This is a genomic window from Paenibacillus sp. MER TA 81-3, from assembly GCF_023713585.1.
Classification (GTDB): Bacteria; Bacillota; Bacilli; order Paenibacillales; family Paenibacillaceae; genus Paenibacillus_B; species Paenibacillus_B profundus.
In genome coordinates this window covers 257,949-282,727 of record NZ_JAMAWB010000009.1, presented here as the reverse complement: position 1 = coordinate 282,727, position 24,779 = coordinate 257,949, and the positions used below count along the sequence as shown (strand labels likewise).

The 24,779-nt window shown below is 45.0% G+C and carries 26 protein-coding genes and 2 pseudogenes; 23 read left to right on the top strand and 5 right to left on the bottom strand.

Features of this window, described 5'->3' with window-relative positions:
• Positions 1-19: 19 nt before the first annotated feature.
• The 10 genes from hfq to M3650_RS32635 all read left to right on the top strand — a co-directional run bounded on the left by hfq (position 20) and on the right by M3650_RS32635 (position 11,118).
• On the top strand, positions 20-259 hold the full coding sequence (gene hfq, locus M3650_RS15510) for an RNA chaperone Hfq (protein ID WP_019420440.1): 240 nt from the start codon (positions 20-22) through the stop codon (positions 257-259).
• A gap of 195 nt (positions 260-454) precedes the next feature.
• On the top strand, positions 455-3,079 hold the full coding sequence (locus tag M3650_RS15505) for a transglycosylase domain-containing protein (RefSeq protein ID WP_251576045.1): 2,625 nt from the start codon (positions 455-457) through the stop codon (positions 3,077-3,079).
• 94 nt (positions 3,080-3,173) lie between these two features.
• Positions 3,174-3,803 carry a YdcF family protein gene (locus M3650_RS15500; RefSeq protein WP_251576043.1) on the top strand — a complete coding sequence of 210 codons (630 nt, stop codon included), beginning with the start codon at positions 3,174-3,176 and terminating at the stop codon, positions 3,801-3,803.
• Between the two features lie 98 nt (positions 3,804-3,901).
• On the top strand, positions 3,902-4,879 hold the full coding sequence (locus tag M3650_RS15495; protein ID WP_251576041.1) for an AAA family ATPase: 978 nt from the start codon (positions 3,902-3,904) through the stop codon (positions 4,877-4,879).
• A gap of 127 nt (positions 4,880-5,006) precedes the next feature.
• Positions 5,007-6,032 carry a methyltransferase gene (locus M3650_RS15490; RefSeq protein ID WP_251576039.1) on the top strand — a complete coding sequence of 342 codons (1,026 nt, stop codon included), beginning with the start codon at positions 5,007-5,009 and terminating at the stop codon, positions 6,030-6,032.
• 188 nt (positions 6,033-6,220) lie between these two features.
• Positions 6,221-7,507 carry a GTPase HflX gene (gene hflX / locus M3650_RS15485; RefSeq protein ID WP_251576037.1) on the top strand — a complete coding sequence of 429 codons (1,287 nt, stop codon included), beginning with the start codon at positions 6,221-6,223 and terminating at the stop codon, positions 7,505-7,507.
• Positions 7,508-7,549: 42 nt separating this feature from the next.
• Positions 7,550-8,809 carry a methionine gamma-lyase family protein gene (locus M3650_RS15480; RefSeq protein ID WP_019420434.1) on the top strand — a complete coding sequence of 420 codons (1,260 nt, stop codon included), beginning with the start codon at positions 7,550-7,552 and terminating at the stop codon, positions 8,807-8,809.
• Between the two features lie 97 nt (positions 8,810-8,906).
• Positions 8,907-9,317, top strand: a complete 411-nt coding sequence (locus M3650_RS15475) for a MerR family transcriptional regulator (protein WP_019420433.1) — start codon at positions 8,907-8,909, stop codon at positions 9,315-9,317.
• A 40-nt stretch (positions 9,318-9,357) separates the two neighbouring features.
• Positions 9,358-10,686 carry a type I glutamate--ammonia ligase gene (glnA, locus tag M3650_RS15470; protein WP_251576035.1) on the top strand — a complete coding sequence of 443 codons (1,329 nt, stop codon included), beginning with the start codon at positions 9,358-9,360 and terminating at the stop codon, positions 10,684-10,686.
• A gap of 162 nt (positions 10,687-10,848) precedes the next feature.
• Positions 10,849-11,118, top strand: a complete 270-nt coding sequence (locus M3650_RS32635) for a stalk domain-containing protein (RefSeq protein ID WP_369011127.1) — start codon at positions 10,849-10,851, stop codon at positions 11,116-11,118.
• Between the two features lie 206 nt (positions 11,119-11,324).
• Here the strand turns inward: M3650_RS32635 and M3650_RS15465 are convergent, their stop codons facing one another.
• The gene (locus M3650_RS15465) at positions 11,325-11,774 is read right to left on the bottom strand and encodes a hypothetical protein (RefSeq protein WP_251576033.1); all 450 of its coding nucleotides are present in this window, start codon (positions 11,772-11,774) and stop codon (positions 11,325-11,327) included.
• Positions 11,775-12,447: 673 nt separating this feature from the next.
• Between M3650_RS15465 and M3650_RS15460 the strand changes: the two genes are divergently transcribed.
• The 5 genes and pseudogenes from M3650_RS15460 to M3650_RS33140 all read left to right on the top strand — a co-directional run.
• Positions 12,448-12,768 (top strand): hypothetical protein, encoded by a 321-nt coding sequence (locus tag M3650_RS15460; RefSeq protein ID WP_251576031.1) that lies wholly within the window; start codon positions 12,448-12,450, stop codon positions 12,766-12,768.
• A 174-nt stretch (positions 12,769-12,942) separates the two neighbouring features.
• Positions 12,943-13,581, top strand: a pseudogene (locus tag M3650_RS15455) (IS4 family transposase); the annotation flags it as partial.
• A 252-nt stretch (positions 13,582-13,833) separates the two neighbouring features.
• Entirely contained in the window at positions 13,834-14,313 is a 480-nt protein-coding gene (locus tag M3650_RS15450) for a hypothetical protein (RefSeq protein WP_251576027.1), read from the top strand.
• Between the two features lie 54 nt (positions 14,314-14,367).
• Positions 14,368-14,826 carry a hypothetical protein gene (locus M3650_RS15445; RefSeq protein ID WP_251576025.1) on the top strand — a complete coding sequence of 153 codons (459 nt, stop codon included), beginning with the start codon at positions 14,368-14,370 and terminating at the stop codon, positions 14,824-14,826.
• A gap of 258 nt (positions 14,827-15,084) precedes the next feature.
• Positions 15,085-15,790, top strand: a pseudogene (locus tag M3650_RS33140) (IS30 family transposase); the annotation flags it as partial.
• Here M3650_RS33140 and M3650_RS15430 read toward each other — a convergent pair.
• Both M3650_RS15430 and M3650_RS15425 read right to left on the bottom strand, forming a co-directional pair.
• Positions 15,787-16,239 (bottom strand): helix-turn-helix domain-containing protein, encoded by a 453-nt coding sequence (locus tag M3650_RS15430; RefSeq protein ID WP_483311746.1) that lies wholly within the window; start codon positions 16,237-16,239, stop codon positions 15,787-15,789. The pseudogene M3650_RS33140 and the gene M3650_RS15430 overlap by 4 nt on opposite strands.
• Positions 16,240-16,897: 658 nt before the next feature.
• Positions 16,898-17,230, bottom strand: a complete 333-nt coding sequence (locus M3650_RS15425; protein ID WP_251576017.1) for a PAS sensor protein — start codon at positions 17,228-17,230, stop codon at positions 16,898-16,900.
• A gap of 892 nt (positions 17,231-18,122) precedes the next feature.
• Here M3650_RS15425 and M3650_RS15420 point away from each other — a divergent pair.
• The 3 genes from M3650_RS15420 (at position 18,123) to M3650_RS15410 (ending at position 19,931) form a co-directional block, all read left to right on the top strand.
• Complete coding sequence (locus M3650_RS15420) at positions 18,123-18,380, top strand: hypothetical protein (protein ID WP_251576015.1); 258 nt, start codon at positions 18,123-18,125, stop codon at positions 18,378-18,380.
• 498 nt (positions 18,381-18,878) lie between these two features.
• Positions 18,879-19,505: a D-alanyl-D-alanine carboxypeptidase family protein gene (locus M3650_RS15415; protein WP_251576013.1), complete on the top strand. Its 627-nt coding sequence runs from the start codon at positions 18,879-18,881 to the stop codon at positions 19,503-19,505.
• A 222-nt stretch (positions 19,506-19,727) separates the two neighbouring features.
• Positions 19,728-19,931, top strand: coding sequence for a hypothetical protein (locus tag M3650_RS15410; protein WP_251576012.1), 204 nt, complete (start codon positions 19,728-19,730; stop codon positions 19,929-19,931).
• Between the two features lie 149 nt (positions 19,932-20,080).
• Here M3650_RS15410 and lexA read toward each other — a convergent pair whose 3' ends face one another.
• Positions 20,081-20,710, bottom strand: a complete 630-nt coding sequence (lexA, locus tag M3650_RS15405) for a transcriptional repressor LexA (RefSeq protein ID WP_251576011.1) — start codon at positions 20,708-20,710, stop codon at positions 20,081-20,083.
• 251 nt (positions 20,711-20,961) lie between these two features.
• Here lexA and M3650_RS15400 point away from each other — a divergent pair, with 251 nt between their 5' ends.
• The 5 genes from M3650_RS15400 (at position 20,962) to M3650_RS15380 (ending at position 24,018) form a co-directional block, all read left to right on the top strand.
• Positions 20,962-21,336, top strand: coding sequence for a LysM peptidoglycan-binding domain-containing protein (locus tag M3650_RS15400; protein WP_251576009.1), 375 nt, complete (start codon positions 20,962-20,964; stop codon positions 21,334-21,336).
• 285 nt (positions 21,337-21,621) lie between these two features.
• The gene (locus M3650_RS15395; RefSeq protein WP_019423857.1) at positions 21,622-21,840 is read left to right on the top strand and encodes a DUF896 domain-containing protein; all 219 of its coding nucleotides are present in this window, start codon (positions 21,622-21,624) and stop codon (positions 21,838-21,840) included.
• Between the two features lie 139 nt (positions 21,841-21,979).
• Entirely contained in the window at positions 21,980-22,513 is a 534-nt protein-coding gene (locus M3650_RS15390) for a methyltransferase (protein WP_251576007.1), read from the top strand.
• A 53-nt stretch (positions 22,514-22,566) separates the two neighbouring features.
• Entirely contained in the window at positions 22,567-23,373 is an 807-nt protein-coding gene (locus tag M3650_RS15385) for an HAD family hydrolase (protein ID WP_251576005.1), read from the top strand.
• Between the two features lie 204 nt (positions 23,374-23,577).
• Positions 23,578-24,018, top strand: a complete 441-nt coding sequence (locus M3650_RS15380; protein ID WP_251576003.1) for a FixH family protein — start codon at positions 23,578-23,580, stop codon at positions 24,016-24,018.
• Between the two features lie 159 nt (positions 24,019-24,177).
• On the opposite strand, the gene M3650_RS15375 is transcribed toward M3650_RS15380, so the two are convergent.
• Complete coding sequence (locus M3650_RS15375) at positions 24,178-24,720, bottom strand: cupin domain-containing protein (RefSeq protein ID WP_251576001.1); 543 nt, start codon at positions 24,718-24,720, stop codon at positions 24,178-24,180.
• Between the last annotated feature and the right edge of the window lie 59 nt (positions 24,721-24,779).

The following is a 24,779-nucleotide window of genomic DNA, read 5'->3' as shown; positions in this document are numbered from 1 at the left end:
ATTATTGGGGGTACGGACGATGAATAAATCTATTAATATTCAAGACACTTTTTTGAACCAATTGCGTAAAGAAAGCGTTCCTGTGACGGTGTACTTAACGAATGGATTCCAGATTCGCGGTGTAATCCGCGCATTCGATAATTTCACGATCGTCATTGACAGCGATGGACGTCAACAGATGGTATATAAGCACGCCATCTCGACGTTTACGCCGCAGCGTAACGTATCCCTGATGCAAGATCATCAGAACGAAGCGTAGATGCTTCATGCAGAGGGGCAGAAAGAAATGAAACTTTTTGTCCCTCTTTCACGTCTAAATAATTGAGCCCGCTGCCGAACAACCCTGAAGGGTTGTTCTTTTCATTACGGGTCATATAGGGTATAGGGAGTAAGGATTTATCATTCTATAGAGAAAGAGAGAGAAATTCGAGGAGAATAAGGGAGTCGAATGTAGATGGCAAAAGATAAGGATACACCACAGCTTTCCCGCACAAGAACGCCGGCGAAAGGAAAGCCGAAGCAGCAGCAAGCGAAAAAACGCAAGAAGTGGTCTATGAGAAAAACGTTCTGGCTTATGTTCTTTACGGCCGCGTTCGCCATTTTCTGTGCGGTGGGCGGATACTTGTTCATTCTGTTGAACGGTGAACGTCTCATGCAAGAATATAAAGACGCGGACATGTTCCAGTTAGCCGAAGTTTCCACCGTCTATGATATAAATGGCAATGAATTTGCCAAGCTTGGAAAGGGAATCGAGCATAGGGAGATTGCGGAAGCGCGAGAAATTCCTGAAGAGCTGCGCAATGCCTTTATCGCCACGGAAGACCGACGGTTCAAGGATCACCAAGGCGTCGATTTATGGTCTATCGGCCGCGCGATGGTCAAGGACGTTGTAGCAAGGCGGCTCGTGGAAGGCGGCAGCACGATAACCCAGCAGCTGGCGAAAAATATGTTCCTGACGAGCGACAAGACTTTCTTCCGGAAGGCGACGGAAGTGTCCATCGCGTTGGCGCTGGAGAATCACTTCACGAAGGAAGAAATATTAACGATGTACTTGAATCGGATTTACTTTGGTAAAAGGGCATACGGTATCAAAGCGGCGGCAATGAAATATTTTGACAAAGAAGACTTGAATCAGCTTGAAGTGTGGGAGATTGCCACGCTGGCGGGGATACCAAAAGCGCCGTCCCACTATAATCCGATCGACAATCCGGAACGATCGAAGGAGCGTAGACAGGTCGTATTGAAGCTCATGTATGACCAAGGCTATATTACCGAGCAGGAAATGAAGGAAGCATCGGAAGTGGATTATGAGCCGAAAGAGTCGAAGAACGGCACGCAAACGGACCAAAGTGGGACGGATGCCTACCAATCGTTCCTCGATTACGTGGTGAAGGAAGCGGTCGATAAGACCGGATTGAGCGAGGATGAGCTGAACCGCGGCGGATACCATATTTACACGACGATGGACGCGTCTGCGCAGCGCATCATGTTTAACGCTTTTAACAATGATGAAATGTTCGAAAAGAGCAAAGACGATATTAAAGTGCAAGGAGCTATGGTCATCACGGACCATAAGAACGGAGCGGTTATGGCGATGATGGGGGGCCGCGACTACATTACCAAAGGGTTGAACCGCGCAACGGTTCAACGCCAGCCAGGCTCGTCGTTCAAACCGATCGTCTCCTACGCGCCAGCAATGGAGACCGGAGAATGGTTCCCGTGGTCCAAGCTGAACAATGAGAAGCAATGCTTCGGCAGCTACTGTCCAAGCAACTTGGGCGGCTATAGTTCCACGATGGAAATGAAGGAGGCCGTCAAACGCTCCGTAAATATTCCGACAGTATGGCTGTTGAATGAGATTGGATTGAAGACGGGCTTTGATTTTGCTAAAAATATGGGCTTCCCATTAACGAAAGACGATTATAACTTGTCTATCGCTCTGGGCGGGATGACGCACGGCGTATCTCCGCTGAACATGTCCGAAGCTTACAACGCATTTGCGAATGGCGGCAATTATTATCCGGCCTACTCCATTTCCAAAATTACAGACCGGAAGGCACATGATTTCTATGTATATCATGTGCCGAAGCCGAAGCGTGTAATGAGTGAAAAGACGTCCTACTACATGACTGACATGTTGCAGGAGGTCGTGAAGAATGGTACGGGCAAGCAAGCGCGTATCGATGGACGCCAGGTGGCGGGCAAGACAGGGACTACGCAGCATTCGGTGCCAGGCTATAACGGCAATGGCGACCGTGATGCATGGTTCGTCGGTTATACGCCAGAATGGACGGCCGCCGTCTGGATGGGGTATGACAAGACTGACCGCGACCATGTGCTGCACGAGAGCAGCCGGGTCCCTTCGCGCATGTTCAGTGAAGTGATGGGCAAAGCTCTGAAGAACAGACAGTCCGGTTCTTTCGGCAAGCCAGATAAGGTCGAAGAGAAGCCGGAACCGGTCAAAGCCGTAAGCGGGTTGAACGCTTCGTATTCTGAAAATACGAAGATGATATCGCTCAGCTGGAACGCGGTAGATGGCGACAATATCGTATATAACGTGTACCGTAAATCTTCCAAGGATAAAGAATACGCCCGCGTTCTGAGCGGCTTGAAGGTAACCAACGCAGAAGATATCGGCGTATTTGCAGGCGAATCATACACGTACTATGTAACGGCTGAGAGCAATAACGAAGAATCGAAGAAATCCAATGAAGTCACGGTTAAGATCGAGGAAGAACAGATAGAGCCTCCGCTCGAACCGATTGAACCACCGATTGTTGATCCGAACAATCCGCTTGATCCGGTAATACCGGACCAACCTGATCCGGGCAATACCGGAGAGCCGGATCCGGGTACCGATCCGGGCGATCAAGGAGGCAATCCGGACGACGGCGCCATCACGATTCCAGGAACAGTGGAACCGGATCCCGGTGACTCGATTGATCCGCCACCTGCGGAGGGCCAAGGTGCCGATAACAGGATCAGCATCCAATCGGATAGTCAAGACAAAAAGGATAACGGACGTCACAACGGGCGGAAGAACCGCGACGCCGATGAAGAACAAAGCGGGACTCCGTAAAGGAGCGCAGCTTAGATCAAAATATGAAGTTACAACATGTGTAACGCGCAATGCACTCATTGCGCGTTCTTTTTTTGAACTGGAGGGGAATCGGTTGCGTAACAGAGGTAAACATAAGGTTTCATTGTGGAGACGCTTGCTCTGGATTGCAGGAGCGGGCATTTTGATCGGCTTGATTTGGTTCGGGTATACGCAATGGAAAATCGGGGGAGCGGGATATGCCAACTTCGCAAATTCATCGAAGCCTACCGAAGTAGGGATTGTACTGGGAGCATCTTTATGGAGAGACAAGCCCAGTCCGGCGCTGCAGGAACGGTTGGATCTATCATTGGAGTTATATGAGCAGGGGAAGTTCGAATATTTCATCGTGACCGGCGGCAAAGATCGTCCTAATGCCCAGTTGAGCGAAGCAGAGGGGATGGCGAACTATTTGATTGAGCATGGTGTGGAGCCGAGCCGGATTGAGATGGAGAAGCACGCAACGAGCACGCTGGAAAATTTAAAATTCAGCCTGGACATTATGAAGGAAAAGGGCTGGAAGAGCGCGACGATTATGACACACGACTTTCATGGGGCGAGAGCCTATGAGATTGCCGATGCCCTCGAGTATGAGCATCCGGAGCTCAAGACGACGGGGAGCAAGGTGCTGTTCCTTCCGTGGCACCGTACGCGCGAGTCGCTCGCCTATACGAAATGGAAATGGGACGAACTGTGGCTGCGCTAAACTGCTAATAACCTGTTCGACACTAGAATATATTGAACATCAGGAAGATTTCTTTTACATACGGATCAAATTGAGGGATATGATGGGGGGTGTAACTGGTGACTGACGATAACCGTCTAATAACGACTCAAGCCAGAAAAATAAATGTAGTTTTTAAAAATTTTCCTCCCGAACAGATTCGAACTGTCGAAGAAATTCCGGTTAAAGAAACAAACCAACACATGGAAGCTTTTTCGGCAATCTTCAAAGAGCTCGATGAAATGATTGGACTAGAAGAAGTTAAGGAATTGGTGTTTCAAATATATGCGATGCTGCAAATAAAACAGTTGCGTAAAAATGAAGGATTGCAATCAGAATCCCAAGTGTATCATATGTTATTTAAGGGGAATCCGGGCACGGGCAAGACGACGGTGGCACGAATATTGGCTAAAATGTTTCAACAGCTCGGCATGCTCAGCAAAGGCCACCTGATGGAGGTGGAACGAGCGGATCTCGTAGGCGAGTATATCGGGCACACGGCGCAGAAGACACGAGAGGTAGTGAAAAAAGCGCTTGGGGGAATTCTGTTTGTGGATGAAGCCTATAGTTTAGCACGTGGCGGAGAAAAAGATTTTGGAAAAGAATGTATTGATTGCTTGGTAAAAGCAATGGAAGATCATAAAAATGATTTCATCCTTATTCTTGCCGGCTATCCCAAAGAAATCAATAATCTATTAAAAACCAATTCCGGGCTGCCTTCCCGATTTCCGATTCATGTCGAGTTCCCCGATTACACCACTGATCAATTAGTTAAAATCGCTTATAAAATGGCTTTTGAGAGAGAATACATTATTCTTACTGAAGCCACAAATAAAATTAAAGAGCATCTTTCTCAAGAAAAACATTTAAACTCCAATTTCAGTAATGCTAGATTTGTCCGAAACCTTATCGAAAAAGCAATAAGAAATCAAGCAGTGAGATTAATAAGAAAGTCGAGAAAACTAACGAAAGAGGATCTGACGAATCTGACCTATGAAGATTTCCTTATGAGCGAAAAAAGTGAACCTATCGGAGTGGAAAAAATATCTAGTCTTTAGAGGGGAAAGGGTTGGGCATAAGAGGCGAATTGGTGAAAATATAATTAATTAGGAAAAAGGAGGAATATACCTGTTTATATGGAATTAAATATATGTATCGAAACCATATATTAGGAGGTATATCCATATGTCCATCGCTGTCCCCAAATATTTGAATGAATCTGAACGATTGTTGCGTATGCTTGCAGGAAGTATCATATCACAAGCGGTATATGCCGTAACCCAATTGCGCATTCCCGATTTGCTGGCAGAAGGACCGCGTACCTGTCAAGAACTTGCCAGTCTGACACAGACAGAAGCTTCTATGCTGTACCGTACGATGCGTTTCCTCTGCGATGAGGATATTTTCAGGGAGACAGATGAACAAACATTTGAATTGGGTCCGCTGGGACCGTTCCTTCGTACTGATACACCCGATTCTCTATATGCGCACGCCCTGATGTATGGGCAGCCATGGCATTCGCAGCCAGCCGGTCATTTTCTGGAGTCTCTGACCAAAGGGGTTTCCGCATTTGAAGCTTTGTATGGCATGAACGTGTTCAGCTATTTAGCTAAACATCCGGAGGCCGAGCTTATTTTTCAAAACTCTATGAGCGCTTACTCGCGGAGCATAATTCCAGCCGTCCTCGCTGCTTATGATTTCTCGCAATTCGACACAGTTGTTGATATTGGCGGAGGGCATGGGATATTGATGGAGCAGCTTCTGACATCTTGTACGCATACGAAGGGGATTGTGTTCGATCAGCCCGCAGTCATTGACAGTGCCAAGCAATACATAATGAGCTTGGGGCTGGAAGCGCGTTGCGATTGCATGGGAGGCAACTTCTTCGAATCTGTGCCGCAGGGTGGAGAAGCCTACGTGATGAAACACATTATCCATGATTGGAGCGACGAAGAGTCCATCTCGATCCTAAGCAACTGCCGCAGTGCCATGAAGGAAGACGGCAAGCTGCTGCTCTTGGAAGTCGTGCTTGCTTCTGGCAACGAGGCTCATTTTGGCAAGCTGCTCGATATGGAGATGCTCGCGATGTCAACAGGGAAAGAGCGGACGCAAGCGGAATATGAGCGTTTGCTCCAGCAGTCTGGATTCAGGCTCAATAGAATCGTGCCGACCTCCACTCACGTATCTATCATTGAAGGCGTGCCCAATTAAGGAGAAGTGAGCATCAATCATGATAAAGTTCAGCCTGCCGAGCCCCCTCGACAGGCTGTTTAAGCATGGACTTGTATTTCTGCTTCTATACATATCCCTCATGATTTAAATTTAGAGCCGAAATAAGGTATACTGGGTATCGGACCTTGACGTGCTTCTAACATGAAATTGAAGGAGATTTCGATTGCATGCGAAAAATGAACTATGAGACCAATCAAAATATACAGGACCGTGCGGTGCTGGTCACGTTAATAACTGATGAAGTGAAGCGGAGCGGAATTGATCCGCAATATTCGTTGGAAGAATTGATGCAGCTGGCCGAAACGGCAGGTGTCGAGGTGCTGACGACGATGACGCAGCAGCGGGATACGAAAGATTCGAAATGGTTTATCGGAAAAGGGAAGGTCCAAGAACTGAAAGCGGTCATCGAAGAGCTGGGGGCAACAACGGCCATCTTCGATCAGGAGCTGTCTGGGGCCCAGGTCCGCAATCTGGAGGAATCGCTTGATGTAAAGATCGTCGATCGGACCCAGCTCATCCTCGATATTTTCGCACAACGCGCAAAGACGAGAGAAGGGATTATTCAGGTGGAGCTGGCGCAATTGTCCTACCTGCTGCCGCGCCTGTCCGGGCACGGCAAAAATCTATCCCGGCTCGGCGGGGGGATCGGAACTCGAGGTCCAGGGGAGACGAAGCTGGAGACTGACCGCAGACACATTCGCAACCGCATAACTGACTTGAAGCGTCAGTTGGACGAAGTGGTTCGACACCGCAACCTGCATCGTGAACGCCGTAAAAAAAGCGGAGTCATTCAGGTGGCACTGGTCGGTTATACGAATGCTGGCAAGTCGACCTTGCTGCGTCAGCTTGCGCTGGCTGATGTGTTGGTGGAGAATCAATTGTTCGCGACGTTGGATCCGACTTCACGGCAATGGGAGCTTCCGAATGGCCAGGAAGTCGTGCTGACGGATACGGTCGGCTTCATTCAGAACCTTCCGCATGACCTCGTTGCGGCTTTTCGGGCGACATTGGAGGAAGTGAACGAAGCGGATCTGATCTTGCATGTCGTGGATGCCTCGTCACCGATGCGCGAGGATCAAATGAATGTTGTCGAGGATATTTTGCAGCAGCTTGGAGCGGGCGCCAAGAACGAGATTGTCCTTTATAACAAGAAAGATCTGTGCACGGAAGAGCAGCGTCAGCTTCTTCCACAGAACGGCAATCACTTCACGATTAGCGCTTATGACGAGGCTGATCTGGAGCGGATTCGGCAAGCTGTACAGAAGCAGCTTGTCGGACAGACGGTAACGTATCGGATTCCAGCAGACCGCGGTGACATGATTGCTCTGGCCTATCGAATGGGAGAGGTGCTGGAGCAGGGTGTGGACGATGATGATGTAGTCATGCAGGTTCGTCTGGACAAATCGCAAGCGGAAATGCATGGATACAAGCTGGACAACTATAAGGAAATATAAGGATGGCACATCAGTGCTTTCACACATATAAGGGGAATGAACATGATGCAATTTACATCTGAGTTAATGCAGCTTGACGAGAAAGTGGAAGAAAAAATCGTGGCGCAAGTACGCAGCATTGAACACATTGCGGAGCGCAATCAATGGAAAGTGATTCAAGCGTTTCAGGAACATCGCGTCAGCGATTATCACTTTGCGGGATCTACAGGTTACGGGTACAATGATCGCGGTCGTGAAGTGTTGGATGAAGTATACGCTGCGGTGTTTGGCGCGGAGGCGGCTCTCGTGCGGCCGCACTTCGTATCTGGAACACATACGATTGGTACTGCTCTCTTCGCGGTGCTGCGCCCAGGCGATGAATTGCTCTATATTACAGGCACGCCCTACGACACGTTACATAAAGTAATCGGGCAGACCGGCGATGGCAAAGGATCGCTCCGCGATTGGGGCGTTCTATACAATGAAGTTGAACTGACGGATGCGGATGAAATCGATTGGGATGCCGTGCGCTCCTCTATTTCGGAGCAAACGAAAGTGGTAGGCATTCAACGTTCGCGCGGTTACGGATGGCGGGCCTCCTTCGCTGTGGAGCAAATTGCTGAAATGGTGCGTCAAGTTAAGGAGATCAAGCCGGATGTAATCGTCTTTGTCGATAACTGCTATGGCGAATTTACGGAGCTGCACGAGCCGACAGAAGTCGGTGTGGATATTATGGCAGGCTCTTTAATTAAAAATCCGGGAGGCGGCATTGCGGAAACAGGCGGCTATATTGCAGGCAAACGCCAATATGTAGAGGCCGCTGCCTCCCGCCTCACTGCTCCTGGCATCGGGGGCGAAGTCGGAGCGATGTTGGGGATGACGCGTTCGATGTATCAAGGACTGTTCCTGGCGCCGAGCATCGTTGGACAAGCCGTGCGCGGCAGTGTCTTCGCCGCGGCCCTGTTCGAAGAGCTTGGCTTCGAAACGTCTCCGCATTGGAGCAGCCCGCGAACGGATCTGATTCAAGCGATTCGATTCCACTCCGCCGAGCATTTAATCGCGTTCGTGCAAGGGGTTCAGAAGGCTTCGGCAGTAGATGCCCATGTCGTTCCTGAGCCATGGGATATGCCTGGATATGAGCATCCGGTCATTATGGCGGCTGGTACGTTCATCCAAGGGGGCAGCCTGGAGTTGTCTGCTGACGCACCTATACGCAAACCTTACACAGCATATATGCAAGGTGGGTTAACCTATGCGCATGCGAAGTTAGGTGCGATAACGGCGTTACAAACGATGATAGATAGAGGTCTGCTGCAGCTATAAAATATTTTTGTGAGTTTTCCTGACATCTGTTGACATGTTTATGTGCGGAGGATAGAATGAAGAAAAGAACGGCATAAAAGAGGAAGGTTGATGAACGGTGGGAGATGAAATTCGCAGAAATATGGCTTTGTTTCCAATCGGCATCGTGATGAAGTTAACGGATTTGACAGCACGCCAAATTCGCTATTATGAACAGCATGAACTAATTATGCCTGCTCGTACATCTGGAAATCAGCGTCTTTTCTCATTTAATGATGTGGAACGTCTGCTTGAAATTAAAGCGCTCATTGAAAAGGGCGTGAACATTGCTGGAATCAAGCAAGTATTGAATCCGGTCTCCAAAGAATCGGAGGAGGCGACAGTGCTGAGTGCCGATTCGGAAAGCAAGCGCAAAGAACTGTCGGATATCCAACTGCACCGCATGCTGAAGCAGCAATTAATGACTGGGAAAAGACCGGGTCAAGTATCGCTAATTCAAGGTGAACTGTCTCGTTTCTTTACGAAATAATCCAATCTATACTAGGCTAACAAGAAGGAGATGTTACCCTGTGGGCTACACCAAAGATGATATTACACGAATTGCGAAAGAACAGAACGTCCGATTTATCCGTCTTCAATTTACGGATCTGCTCGGAACAATTAAGAACGTCGAAATTCCGGTAAGCCAACTGCCTAAGGCGCTGGATAATAAAATGATGTTCGACGGCTCTTCCATTGAAGGCTATGTCCGTATTGAAGAATCGGATATGTATCTCGTGCCGGATTTGGATACTTGGGTCGTATTCCCATGGGTAACGGAAGATCGTGTCGCACGCCTCATCTGCGATGTGTACACTACGGATGGAACACCTTTTGCTGGCTGTCCGCGCGGTATTTTGAAACGTGCGTTGAAAGAAGCGGAGGAAATGGGCTTCACTGCCATGAACGTCGGACCAGAACCAGAGTTCTTCTTGTTTAAAACGGATGATAAAGGTAATCCGACGATGGAGTTGAACGACCAAGGCGGTTATTTCGATTTGGCGCCAACCGATCTGGGCGAGAACTGTCGCCGCGAGATCGTCTTGAAGCTGGAAGAGATGGGCTTCGAAATTGAAGCGTCCCACCACGAAGTGGCGCCGGGACAACATGAAATTGACTTTAAATATGCGGATGCGATTAGAGCAGCCGATCAAATCCAAACGTTTAAGCTAGTCGTTAAGACCATAGCGCGTCAGCATGGCTTGCATGCGACATTTATGGCGAAGCCGCTGTTCGGTGTTAACGGTTCGGGTATGCACTGCAATATTTCTCTATTCCAAGGCAAAACGAATGCGTTCTACGACGAGTCTGATAAGCTCGGCTTAAGTAAAGAAGCGCGCCAGTTCATGGCTGGAGTATTGAAGCATGCACGCGGCTTTGCTGCGATTACGAATCCAACGGTTAACTCTTATAAGCGTCTTGTGCCTGGCTATGAAGCACCATGCTATGTTGCGTGGTCTGCCAGCAACCGCAGTCCGATGGTGCGCATTCCGGCTTCCCGCGGGTTGAGCACGCGGGTTGAAGTCCGCAATCCTGACCCGTCAGCGAACCCGTATTTGGCATTAGCGGCAATTCTTAAAGCTGGTCTCGAAGGCATTAAGAAGAAAAGTGATCTGCCGGCTCCGACGGACCGCAACATTTATGTCATGACTGAGGATGAGCGAATCGCGGAAGGCATTCCAAGCTTGCCGGCCAGCTTGAAAGAGGCGTTGGAAGCGCTGCTGCGCGATGAGACGATCTGCGATGCGCTAGGCGAACATGCACTGCAGCATTTCTTGGAACTTAAAGAAATCGAGTGGGATATGTACCGCACACAAGTCCATCAATGGGAACGCGATCAGTATATGACCTTATATTAATCTTCCAAACCCTTGCGCCTCTAGGCGTGAGGGTTTTTTATTTTGTGGGGGCGGTGTTTTATTGGGTGCGATTTAAGGGGATGCCCCAATAATATTTTTTCACAGTATATCTTGCGTACTTCTCGAATTTGTCCATGCTGATTGCCTCAATTCTTTAGAGATGTGCGCATAGGTTGGGACGGGAAATCCACATTTGTGGAAGGCAAGAAGGTGCCTGACTGTAAACGGATAGATGGTAGTACATACGCTTCGGTGTGGGCTATCGCAGAAACAGTAGGTACAAAAGTGTACTGGAATGGAAAAGAGAACAAAGTTAGCATTCAACTAAAAAAATCGAACGGGGATGTTCATAAAATATCGTTTTTAAGACATGAAATAAATAGGAAAGTAACATATAAAAATAATGCCTCTTCGCTACTCGAAGTGGGTTAAAAGAACAGCGATTTTATATGGAGAGGCGGGCATGATAAGCTGGTTAGTATCGCGAAGTCCTTATATTTCGCGGCTTTCGCGAGTAATCATGCCCGCAGAGGCTCCATGTCAAATCGCTCTATTAGCCTAGCAAACGTACCTTTAACCACGCAATATAGCGAAGAGCCAAAATAATTAGCCCTCAAAAAAACGAGGGCTTGTAAATACTAATTGATAGCTCTAACGGCTATTTCATATTCATAACCGCCATCACCATTATCTGACCATACTTTAGCGATGTAATCACCTTCATTAGGTAATGTGACAACCTTCAAAAATTGATAACCATTATTTTTGTTTGTACTGCCATTGGCCCCACTAACAGGGTTTCCATTAGAATCAATAATTGAAATTGACATTCCCATTTGATCTATATCTTTTATGAAAAACCTTATTTGTGTTCCGTCAGCTTTATCCCATGTAAACGGGTTTTCGTCTTCACCTTTATACGGTCCATGAGTAGGTAATGTATATTTGCCGTCAACATAAAGCTTAAATACAACAAAGTCGTCATCGTGTTGGCTTGTTACAGTACTAGATTCATGAGCAAATGCGCTTGCGGGAATTACTGTTGCCATTGCCATAAACAGAGCTAAAGATAAAAAACCTTTTTTCATCAACACTCACTCTCCTAATTGTTTATAATGGGTTTGTAGGTAAAATGTGTAAATCTAACTTTAGACTATCATATAAAAAGAGAAAGTCAAGGCGTGGTTTTAAGTAATTAGAGTATGTTGTAGTATCTTGCAATGACAGTAATTGAAGACAACAATTCTCTGAAAGAATGATTTAAATGATTTTGTTGTTGAAATCTATTATTTTATTCACTGTTATGGCACAACGGTAAGGGAATGCGCTTAGTGGTATACGATCCTCAGGGAAAACTGCAAGCTCTTGGCTCGTATTTACCACGGTAACGTCACCGCTGCCTGTACTCACTACTCTTAGCATTCTCCGCTATAGTCGAGACTGCCCGTCGCACATAAAAAAATCCATCGCTGGTTGTGTGGAGGTGGAGGATGGCACGATGGGCATCGAACACAATATGCTTGCTGAGGATTGGCAGTTAGTGTAGTAAACGCCATTCATACTTCTTAGCCGCTCCTTCAGAAACGGTTATTGAATTTAGTAGTAATCTTACATTAACCTTACAGTAATCCTAAATGCATTGAGAAATGTAAGTTTATTGTTTAAGCACGCCTATTGATTAACCTAAAAATGGTAGAAAAAAGACCGTCTTTTCTGTAGAATCGTTTGTACCACCAACCGATTTAAGAAAGAGACGATCTCATGAAAAATTCTATCACGATCCAGTCCATCCTTCAATCCGTCCTGAGTCAGGACGAAGTAAATTTAGTTGTCAAACAGATGGGCTACGAAGATAAAGCACGCAAATTCAGCGTCTATCATTTGCTACAATACTGGAGCCAATCCGCTTTTGAACAATGGGATAGTTATCGCTCCGGTGTAGATCATGCCAGCCGAATCAAGCGGGTTGCCGACCGTTCATTATTCTTGTTTCTCGACCAAAGCCGCAGAGGTCCAGTTTGCTGTTTTCAAGGAATTATTTCATCTTCTTGTTCACAAATGCAATCGAAAGACGCGTTGTAAACTAACGTTTCCGAAAGAATTGCTTCTCATCGATTCGACCACGGTCACGGTCGGAAAAACCCGGTTGCCTTGGGCCCCTTATCATGGTGAACGCGCAGGTATCAAGCTGCATGTTACTCTGCGTGCGGGGAATCACCAGCCGCTGAATGTCGTGAAACGGTTGGTTCTAAGCATGATGGACCGATGAGCGGGCGATTGGCGGATTCAGCTTACATTCTAGTGATGGACCGTGCTTATGGAAAGCTCGAACGGTTGGATCGGTTCAAAGAAGAAGGACAGTCGTTTGTGGTTCGCTTGAGAGACAATGTTCATTTGGAGAAACCACGCGCCTTGCGCCGTCAGGCAGTTCCGAACTCCCGGGTTATCCGGGACATCACGAGTCAACTTGGAACGAAGCTATGCCAATCGACGAAACGCCATCGCGTGGTGATGTTTCGGGATTTTGAGGGTAGAGAAATTCGGGTGGCAACCGATTTGATGCAGGTAACAGCCGAACAAATTGCGCAGATGTATAAAGCTCGTTGGCAGGTGGAGGTCTTTTTTCGATGGATCAAGCAACATTTGAACGTGCCGACTCTATTTGGCACGACAGAAAATGCCGTCTATGGTCAATTGTACACTGCCCTCATGGTGTATGTATTGTTAAAATCGCTGTATGATGCAACAAGTTCAATCCTTTCACGACATGTGACACTGTCATTCGCACGTTTTACACGTTTGCTTGATCACGGACAACTCCCAGCCGAATGGCGGTTAAGGCTTTTACATATTCTTCAAACGGACGAGCAGAAAAGGCATAATTGTGTTACATAATTTGGTTAATAAACAGGTGTGTTACTGTATATTAATAGGTTGATAGAGAGCAGATTTCTTTCTGCTCTCTTTATTTTTCTATTAAGTACCTTAACCGGTGCTTTTTTATTTGAATGAAACATCCTAAAAAATAGCAATAATGTGGAATAATATAACTAAAGTACTATATACTTCTTCAGTAATATATTGGTATTATCTAGGTGAGAGTTGGAAGTCTTAAACTCTACTACATAGTAAAGGTGGAAAAGAACTATGAGAATCAAGAAGATGATTACTGTTCTTCTTGCATCCATGATGTTACTGACATTTACACAACCAGCTATGGCAGCAACAGGGGTAGCTGACACACCTGAAAACGCAATCACATTAACAACGGAAACTAATACTTTTAGTCTTTACACGAATGGCAAGGGGGATGATGATTGGTTTGCTTGGACAAATAATACGGGAGAAATGAAAAAATTATTTGTTGCAGTAGCAAATGGAACTACAGGTAAAGCAGACTTAATACTCGGCATGAGAATACAATATAAAAACGGGAAAAAAACGAGTTTAGTCTATGCAGAGAAATTGGGAGGGATTAATTCTGGTTTATTTTCAGACTTCTTAATTCCAAAAGGTGCAACAATTTATTTTGTTGTTAGAGCAAAAGAGTATTCCGTGGAACAATACGATTTCCTTTTTTCAGTGTCCAATGCAACAGATTACTATGAAGCTCAACAAGCTAGGTAGCCTCAACTAACACTAATAAGGAAAAGATGAAGACGAAAGGTGGAATACAATACAATGAAACACAAAAAGTTTATCTCTATGCTTCTTGTATTCGCAATGGCTTTCATATTTTCACAGAGTGCATTTGCTGCTAAAGGGATCGGTGACACAAAAGAGACTGCTATTAATATCTTCCCAAAACAAGAGATTAGGTTATTTATAGAAGGTGATGGGGATAAAGATTGGTTTACCTGGACCAACAATACAGGCGCAACAAAGTATTTATCGGGTGTTTTAGAGCCAGGTGTTGGTAAAAGCAGATATAAATTTGGAGTAATTATTGATTATAATAATGGTCGTGTTTCCGACATACTTTTTGCACAGGATCCAGTGGATATTGGACAGTCCGAATGGAGTATACATACCATAAATGATATACTTGTTCCTCCTGGCGCAACAGTTTATTATGTTGTGGAATCGAAAAATGGAGTAATGGAAGAGTACAAAGTAACTCATAGAATCTATGATGTGTAATTACCAGGCAAATCAAAGCACCCATTGCAGTGCTTTTCTTTTTGTTCAAATATCTAAAAAAGTAAAATATTAGAATAACAATACTTTTGAAATATATACCCAATTAAGGATATATTAGTAAAATATAAATTGAAAAGCGGCCGCTTTTATATAAGACGGATTGTAATATGAAGTGCGACACCTAGAAAAAAGAGTACCCATGGTGGTTTCGTGTAAAATGGAAGTTACCACACCACCATAGATACAGGAGAACCCAACATGAGCTTTTCCCATCTTAGCATAATTGAATCGTGGACAACTAGAGATATTAAATAGACTAGGTTGGTCTGCAAGAGCCATTGCTCGCCATTTAGGCCGTCACCATTCCACCATCGCTCGTAAGATCAAGCGTGGGTTCGTGAATCAGACTTACGAAGCGAAGTCCTCCCATCAAGCTAGTCAGGATCGTAGAAGAGAGAGCAAGCCTAGAGGGAAGTTCTCTTCGCAACTGGCGGAAGAACTGCAGACAGAGCTGAAACAAACCTGGTCTCCTGAGCAAATTGCAGAGAAACGACGAGAGGACAAAAGAGCCTTCGTATGCTTCAAAACGATCTACCGTTGGATCTACTCTGGATGGCTTGTAGCAGGAGATTTACAGGTGCTTCGGCACAAAGGAAAGCGCCATAAGCCGGTCGAAACACGATGATTTATGGTGGGTACATCCATCAGCCAGCGACCAAAAGGGATTCACAAACGAGAGAGCTTTGGCCACTGGGAGCTCGACACGGTCGTCTCCAGTCGAGGGAAAAGTAAGGCCTGCGTAGCAACTTTCATTGAGCGTAAAACGCGGATGTACGTGGCACTAAAAATACTGGATCGCACGGCGTACTCTATGGAGGTGGCGTGTGGTGTTGTGGCAAGCCAGTATCCAAAGGCTGCCTTTCAAAGTGCTACAGTAGATCGAGGCAAAGAATTCGCTTGCTACCATGCGTCTTTTTTTGACTCGGGAAATGTGGTTTCTGAGAACTGCCGTTGTTTCTCTTCGTCTGCCGCAGCTAAGGTATACGTCGGTTTGGTGTAGCTCAGTCCTTGGCGATGCATCATTTTCGAGACGCCGCGAAGCGAATAGCTTTGCCCAAATTCACGCTCAATAAAGGCAGCGATCAGTTCCAATGTGCAGGTGTGACGAGCGATAAAGCCTACTTCATGAGGAACGCAATAGGCAATGGTCTGTTTCAGTTGTTCCAGCTGTTCATCGCTCAAACGAACAGGTGCGCCTGGTGAATGGTTCATTTGCAGTCCGGGAAGTCCGCTTTGATCGTAAGCCTTGATATAGGTGGTGACCGTTTGAGTGCTTCGGTTCAATGTATGGGCAATTTCTTTTACCGAATGCCCTTGTAAATGCAAACTTATTGCCAAGCAACGCTCGTACATTCGGCGATCCCTTGCTTTTCTCATGGCTTGCTTTACTTCTTCAAGCTTCGTTGCGTTTTCCATGTTCTTTTCCTGCCTGTCTTCTTCTATTTCCTTCTTTATTCGACATGCAGGGTTGAAATCCCTTACCATAATCCTATAATTCTTTAGTTCAACTTATATAGATAACAACTATTATGTGAAATATCTTCAATTGCTTCAATTACGAGGTTATTTGTAGTATCGTCATTTTAGGTTAAGAGGATGGTACTTAGACATTGTCCCTTTTTTTGATATCTATTCAAAACATGGCCGGATTGAACGGCGAATCACCGGGGCGTACCTCTTCTCGCCGTTTCTGTTGAAATAGAGAGCAAAGAAGAGAACATCGCGCGGCCAATCGGTGTGACGGCGATTATTCGGGGATTTGTGTTTCGACTCCGATTTTCACGGTTCGGTAGAGCGAAGCAATTTTGCGGCGGCCGCTTGCGGACGCACCTGCTCGAATAAGACTCGTTGCTCGAATAAACTTAATACATAATCCGAAGTCGCTCATTCCAACAAACCCGGGCATGGTCCGCCGAGGGGCTCCATTTCTCCGGTGTAAACCATGTGACCTCCTCTGACTATGTTAACTTTAACTATAGCCGCCCTGTAAAAGGGCGGCATATATTCAAAATTAAACAGGATAAATAGAATAGACAGGATAAACAGGGCCTTCATAAGTAACGCCCCACCACTCTCCATCTCTGTACGAAGTGACGGTTGTAATCTTAAGTTGTCCAGCGTATTTTCCGTCATTGTACTGATAAACTTGTGGGATGGATGATTTTGTCGGGTAGAGCTTTTTATTGTATGCCCTTACTTCTCGTTCGGTACGGTTCATTGCATTGTCTTCTGATACTGATGAGTTTTGGCCCTTAGCAGGGACCGAGGTTGCACCGGCAGCAGGTACAAACGCACTTGCTAACAACATGCCTGACAATCCAACTGACAAGATTTTGAAACGCATGAGTATCACCCTCCATATTCAGATTGATTAACACAATATCATCCATATGTTCTAATTTGAATAATATGCTAAAACTGTTTGCTGACCACTTTATCATAACGGGGAGCTCCATTGGCGCTCCTTCGGGGATTGAGGCACCCTAACCGATGTTTTTCATTTGTCACTAATGTCGCAAGAATGGGAGCAACGCTTGCTCCTGGAGGAACATTGTACTTAAAAGTTTTTGGTCACTCTCCAGCAGACTATAGCGATCAAGAAGAATATAAACTATCAATTGAAATTTATTATGGCACGAAAGGGTGCTAGGCTCGACAAACTCAGCCGTCCAATTACAGGGGGCATTTCTCATCATTGGATAAGATAAGCAGGGTTATATATAAGGACAAGTATGATTTTGTGAATAAGTATATAGAAGGAATAATATTCAAATAAACTCAATATTCTGATCCGGATAAAGGAAATAATTTCGGAGGAGTGAGTGGAGTTGAAAAAGATTCTCGGTGAGTTTTACAATGCCCCTGCTACATTATCTCCTGGGACATATAGCATGTACTATATTAATAAATCGGATTTCCCGATTAATTTCGACGCATTTGTAATTAGTCCTTGAATTTTTGATGGAGTCGCTGATTATTCAGCGACTATTTTGTACCATGTGGGTAATTCTTTTTAGTGGTAAAAATAAGAGTATGACACTTGGAAAAATCAGAAAGGTAGAAGTCTGATGAAAATAAGAAAGGATTTATCTTTACTTATTGTTGCCGTCTGCTTGTTTGCATAGTCCACATCTGCATTTGCTAGTGAATTTACCCCAACTGCTATTGGTTTTGCAGATACTAAAGACCAAGCCCATCCGCTAACTCCAACACCTGCTGGGGTTGTAGCATTTGCTATGTCAATAACTAACAGTACGGATGTCGATTGGTATAAGTGGACAAACACTGCGGGACAAAATAAGTTGATTAATCTATTACTTTATAAAACCGGAGAAGGAAATTACGATTTGGGTATTATGATTCGTTACCAAGACGGGGAAGAAACCACCAAGCTATATGCAGCTGAAGACGGCAAAGTCCGTTATATTCCAAATTTATATATCCCTGCGGGTGCTTTTTTTGTTTTGCTAGAAAGGATGATAACAATGAGATAAACGCATGGAAATCTCCTCCGAGCTCTAAACAGTGACCAGGGATGAGGGGCAATGCGTTAATTTGGTGTCGGAATCTTGTACCGGATTTGCACCAGCCGCGAGTGGGAACATGCTGAAAGCAAGTAAAGAGACAAGCAATAGTTTTCTTATTTTCATAAAAAAACCTCCTTAAATAAGGTAATTACAATATAAAGTGTATTGAAAATCGCGCAAATAGATTCCTGTTTTCTGAAAAGGTCGAAAACAGTGCTTGAGGTGATTACAGGGCAGTTAGAATAAACTAGGGGCTTAGCTTATCGTATAGATTTCAGGTTGTGAAAATGTATAGTGTACGAAGCCATACACGCAAATAATCATTGCTAGAAGAGAAGACTCGTAGGGAGTCACGGCTCTTTTTCATTTTCAAATATATTATTTTTTGAAAACTATATCAAAAATAGAGAATATTTGGTATGTTTGGATCAGGCAAAAAATAACAATATTTTAGGAGGTATTAATATGAAGCTATTTAAAGTTGCTGTTATGCTGATTCTTACTTTATCACTTGTTGTTCCTGCAACAGCATTTGGAGCGTCATCTACTTACAGTGGTATAAGCGGGAAGAGATGGGTTCAAGAATTTCCTAATTCTGCAAGCGTCAGTGATTTGAGCAGTGAATTCAGACCTAAAGTTGAAAAGTTCATTAAAGCGATGAAGGATGCCAATATTACGGTTACAGTGACTTCTACGTTAAGACCAAAAGAACGAGCATATCTTATGCATTATTCATACAAAATTAGCAAAGGGCAAATCAGTCCTAAAGATGTTCCTTCAATGAGCGGCGTCAATATTCAATGGGTACATCCAAATGATGATAGCAAATATACTAAATCCAAAAACGCTGCTGCTGAAATGGTTGCCGCATACAGCATTGTGGCCGCCCCTGCACTTGATTCGGATCATATTCGCGGAAACGCAATTGATATGAACTCCCCGGTTACCAAGAAGACTACTATAAAAAAAGCGGATGGAACATCTATTAGTATTTCGAATTACGATGATCTTGTAAAAGTGGGTGCAACGTACGGGGTGTATCACCTCATGCCGATCTCTAAAGATCCTGTGCATTGGTCTAATAAATCCTAGCAGATTTTTATATCTTACTTTTTAAGTTAAGTACGACAAGCGGAAAAAATGTATTGTAACCCTTATTGTGACGGTTTGAAAAACACGATGGCCTAGACTGCAAAAGGTGACTTCTGGTATTCATCAGGAGTCATCTTTTTTTTATAAACGAACGATTATTGGCTTATGCTTTGAGAAATCGCAAATAATAAGAACAAACGTTCTGAATGGAGGTGAAGTGACATGCTTCTTGAACATTATATTGGTCGAGCAATTGAGATCATTTATGAAGACAGACATGGCGACATCACGAAGCGCCGTGTTATCATTCACAAAATCAGTGATGGCACTGTTCATGCGACTTGTTTGCGTTCGAGTGGATGGCGTCCGTTCAAGATGGAGCGTATATTGTCATGGCAGCCGATAAGAGAGGGAAGAACAGCGTAAAAATACGACGCTAAAACTGGAATATGTTTCAAGAAGATCAACACGCGTGCGAGAAAAGCAGCGTATAAATGGAAATAACAAATTTAGCTTTTGAAAATAAAAACACAGCCGATAATTCACCTATGAGGAGAACCAAAGGCTGTGTTTTGTTAATGGAAATCTCGGAACAAACCAATGACCTTACCCAAAATCGTCACATGCTTCAGACAAATAGGTTCGTATGTCGGGTTCTCGGGTTGAAGACGGACATGGTCTTTCTCGCGATAAAAAGTCTTGACCGTTGCTTCATCGTTTTCCGTCATCGCTACGACGATATCTCCGTTATTAGCAGTCTGCTGCTGGCGAACAATGACATAATCGCCGTTATGTATTCCGGCTTCGATCATACTATCACCAATGACAGATAACATAAACACGTTCTCGTCGTCCCCGACCATATGTGTAGGTAACGGGAAATAGTCTTCAATATTCTCAGTTGCCGTAATAGGTTCACCCGCCGTTACTTTACCCACTACCGGAATTCTTGCTACAGACTGGGTGAATTCATTCGTACGCTCGGATTGTTCATGGCTGAGCAGTTCAATTGCACGGGGCTTCGTCGGATCGCGACGAATGAAGCCTTTCTTCTCAAGGCGATCCAGATGACCGTGCACTGTAGAACTGGAGGCTAAGCCAACCGCTTCGCCAATCTCGCGAACCGATGGTGGATAACCTTTACCACGAACTTCATTGCGTATAAAATCAAGAATCGCTTGTTGACGACTGGATATTTTAGACAAGGGTATCAACTCCAATGAATACTCTTTTGTCAAAATTATACCATAGAACCTCCGTTCGTACAAACATAAGTTCTAAGGAAAATGCATAAACTCGCGCTTTTTAAGCGTTCTCTTTTATCGGGCGTGAATAGGAAGGAGAAAAAGACGAATGATATGAGAACTAATGTTCTAAAAATATATTGACTCAAACAAGTGTTCGTGTTAAATTATTTGCGAAAGTAATAGAACAAGCGTTTGGGGAGATGGGATAGATGATGTATACAACTTATCGTTCAATTTATAATGTATCGACTGCTGCCAGCAATGGTAGAGGAAAGCAACGTCGTTCAATATATATACGTCGACTTCGTCTTATCGTCTTTACGATCGCTCTCTTTTTCGTCACATGCGGCAGCATTGTACAAGCGTGGGGGAACGATGATGTGCAGGAGCAGGTAGGAATGGAGAGCGCAGTGGAACGGGTGCTTGTCCAGCCAGGAGATTCCTTATGGGTTATTGCTGCTGCTTACAAACCAGAGCATATGGATATTCGTCAATACATTTATGAAATCATCGTATTGAATGATATAGAAGGACATACGCTGTTGGCGGGAGATGTCATACTTGTGCCTTTGGAGTTAGAATAGGGAATTGTCTTTCTTCCATTGATGTAATCAAATCACATATTAAGTGGTCACTACATATCTGCTCGTAATACGGGGATGTTCATTTGCCATACTGTACAGAGTGATTATAATATGGTTCAATAACTCACCATTTATATTAAAGCTTAACGGGAGACTCAATATGGGTCTCTTTCTATGTATTTTTGTATTCTTTCTCCATGGCGATTGTAGTCGATACGCTTGCTTGACAAGCTTGACCTGCCATGTCAAAGTAGAAGATATGCTTAGAAACATGGAGGTACGACAATGAATATCGATCAATTGATCGCACGAATAAACGAGCTTGCCCGCAAGCAGAAAACTGAAGGATTAAACGAGACGGAGTTGGCGGAACGTGCGCGCCTGCGAGAGCAATATTTGTCTTTATTCCGGAAGCAAGTCCGTAACCAGTTGGATACGATTCGCTTTGTTGAAGATGAAGAACAAATGGGCGAAAAGGGCGGGTCCGGCGGGCTTGTTCATTAATGTAAGCGATAGACCAAGTCGGTGTAATTACCGGATTTTGTCCGGAATTGCATCGATTATTATATTGAAATTCAATTAGGCAAGAGCTTATTAGGTACATCAACGTCTTATTGTCGCAATAATAAGGGGGCTAACATTCATGTCTCGCAGTTGGGAACGCAAGGTGCGTCGTAACAGCACACAACTGAACAAGCAGCGTAAGAAGCAAGGGAAATCGATGATGTCGACTAGCACTGTCGCCTTTGAAGAATTTAAAGGCCGCAGCTATATCCTGCCAATGGTGCTCGTAGGATTCACTATCATCTACGCCTTTCTTGGCGGAGCAATGACGGATGTCCAGTCGCCGACGTTATATTGGGTAACGGTCTTCTGTTATCTGGGGTTGGGGATTATTCTCTTCCTAAGAAGACCTTTCCTCCGAATCGGCAAGGGTGAGCTGTCGACGATTAAATGGAACCGGATTCGGACGTTGCCGGCTCAAGAGATTACGAAGATTGTGGCACAACCTGGTTATGTCGTTATAGAACATAGCAGAAAGGGCTCCAGTTGGGTCTTTTCGCGCACGATGAATCGCTATGATACGGATACGATGGGCAAACGGCTGCAAAGCTTTGCACAGCAGCATCGCATCGAGTTCGTGGAAGAATCGAAATCAACCGGTACAGTTAAGTAACGATGAGATAAAGAGTTGATATGCATTACGTCAATGTAAGAGAGGGAGCCGACATGTCCATTCAAGCTGTACTGTTTGATTTAGATGATACGTTATTATGGGACGAGCGGAGCGTAGAGGAGGCGTTTGCGGCGACATGCCAGTACGCCCAGTCCAAGTCGGGAGCGATTCCAGATCAATTGGAAGCAGAAGTTCGTCAAGCGGCCCGAGAGCTGTACGCGTCTTATGAAACGTATTCCTTCACACAAAATATCGGTATCAATCCATTTGAAGCGTTGTGGGGACATTTTACGGGTGGTGAACATCAGGAATTTCGCATGCTGCAACAATTGGCGCCGATGTATCGCCAGTCGGCATGGACCCAAGGCTTAAAAGCAGTCGGTGTTGAAGACGAGGCGCTAGGTGCCGAATTGGCTAAGCAATTCATGAAAGAGCGTCGAGCCAGATCGTATGTCTATGAAGAGACATATGAGGTGCTTCGCAAATTGAAGACGCGCTATCCGCTGCTTTTGCTTACGAACGGGTCCCCCGATCTGCAGCAAGAAAAGCTGGATGGTGTACCAGACATTATTCCGTTCTTCGATCACCTTGTCATTTCTGGCAACTATCCAGAAGGGAAGCCGGCAGTTAGCTTGTTTCAACATGCGATGTCTCTGTTGGATATTGCGCCAAGCGCAGGGCTCATGGTCGGAGATAAGCTGACGACCGATATAAAAGGAGCATACAATGTCGGCATGCACCATGCCTGGCTCAACCGCAAAGGGGTGAAGCTCACCGGCGACATCCATCCTGAATATGAAATTTCTCATTTGTCGGAGTTGTTTGCCGTTATCGATGAGATCGATTCGAAGAAGCACTAATACTCATATTACGCACATGAAGTCTGCGAAGATCGCAGGCTTTTTTATTTAATTTAGCGTATTCTCTTGTAAAATGTGACAAATGTCACTGAATCGCCACACAAACTGACCTGAATTAGCTCTATCGAGTCATCACTATATAGGTAATGTTGTCTATAATGATACAAGACAAGTTGGAAATGGACTGAAGGAGTGAATGTATTAATGTGGAAAAAAGCAGTTCTTGCATTGAGTCTCGCTGCTTTGTTTATGGCAGGGTGCGGCAATGACGGGGGTCATGATCAGCATACTGATCAACCGGGTGATGCGATGCACGGTGATCATGGCGGCAGCAACGCCGACGGCACGATTCCTGATCTGATTAAAGTGGAGTTGAACGTTCCTGAAGAGGTTAAGGCCAAGGAACCGATTATCATTTCTGCACGTGTGACGCAGAGCGATAAGGCGGTGGATGATGCGGATAAGGTCGAGTTTGAATACTGGATGGAAGGCGAAGAGCATGAAAGAGCTGAAGGGACGTTAAAGGAAGATGGCACTTATCAAATGGAGCATACGTTCGAGAAGCCAGGTACCTATAATGTCATCTCACATGTGACGGCGCGTGATATGCACTCGATGCCGAAGAAGACATTCGAGGTAAAATAGCTGCTGCTGCAATGATTCACGCGGACAATTATATTTACATATATGTAACGCTGACTGTCTTATGAAGGCAGGCTGAATTGTTGTCTGTTATACAAAAAGCGGTCCACCTAATCAAGGAGGACCGCTTTTTTGCCTAGAATAACAAGCTGGATAAGTTCATTACGCTTTCTGAAATGCGTTATCCTCGAACGGATGGGCAATCCAGCCTTCGGTCTCAATAAATAAACGTACTGCGACGATTTGCCGGTTCTCCATGAGCGTAAAGTAATGCGGCTTGCTTTCAGGAACAGAAATGACATCGCCTGCCTCAAGTATTACGTCCATGTAGCCTATATCATCGCTACCTTTAATGATGAATATGCCGTTGCCGGCTGTGATGGCACGTACTTCGTCCTCAGTATGCGTATGAAGCTGTTCAAACTTCTTCAACAGCTCCTCAATGTTGGGCGTAGCATCAGATAGAGAAATCAAATCCCAGGTCTGATAACCTCTGCGCGCGGCCAAGTCGCGGATTTCTTCTTCATACGTATGCAAAATGACTTGCTTCTCTTCATCGGTCAACACAAATTTCTCGCGAAGTGCTTCGTCTAATTTGTTACGATCCCAATGCTCGTATAATACACCTTGAACGGTCAAAAAAGAGCGAACGTTCTCTTCACCAGTGATCAATTCATTCGTGTTTCGGATTCGAATCTGTGCCATGCCAATCCCTCGTTTCCCTGCCGATATTTATTATTTCGTATTATATTACAGAGGAAATG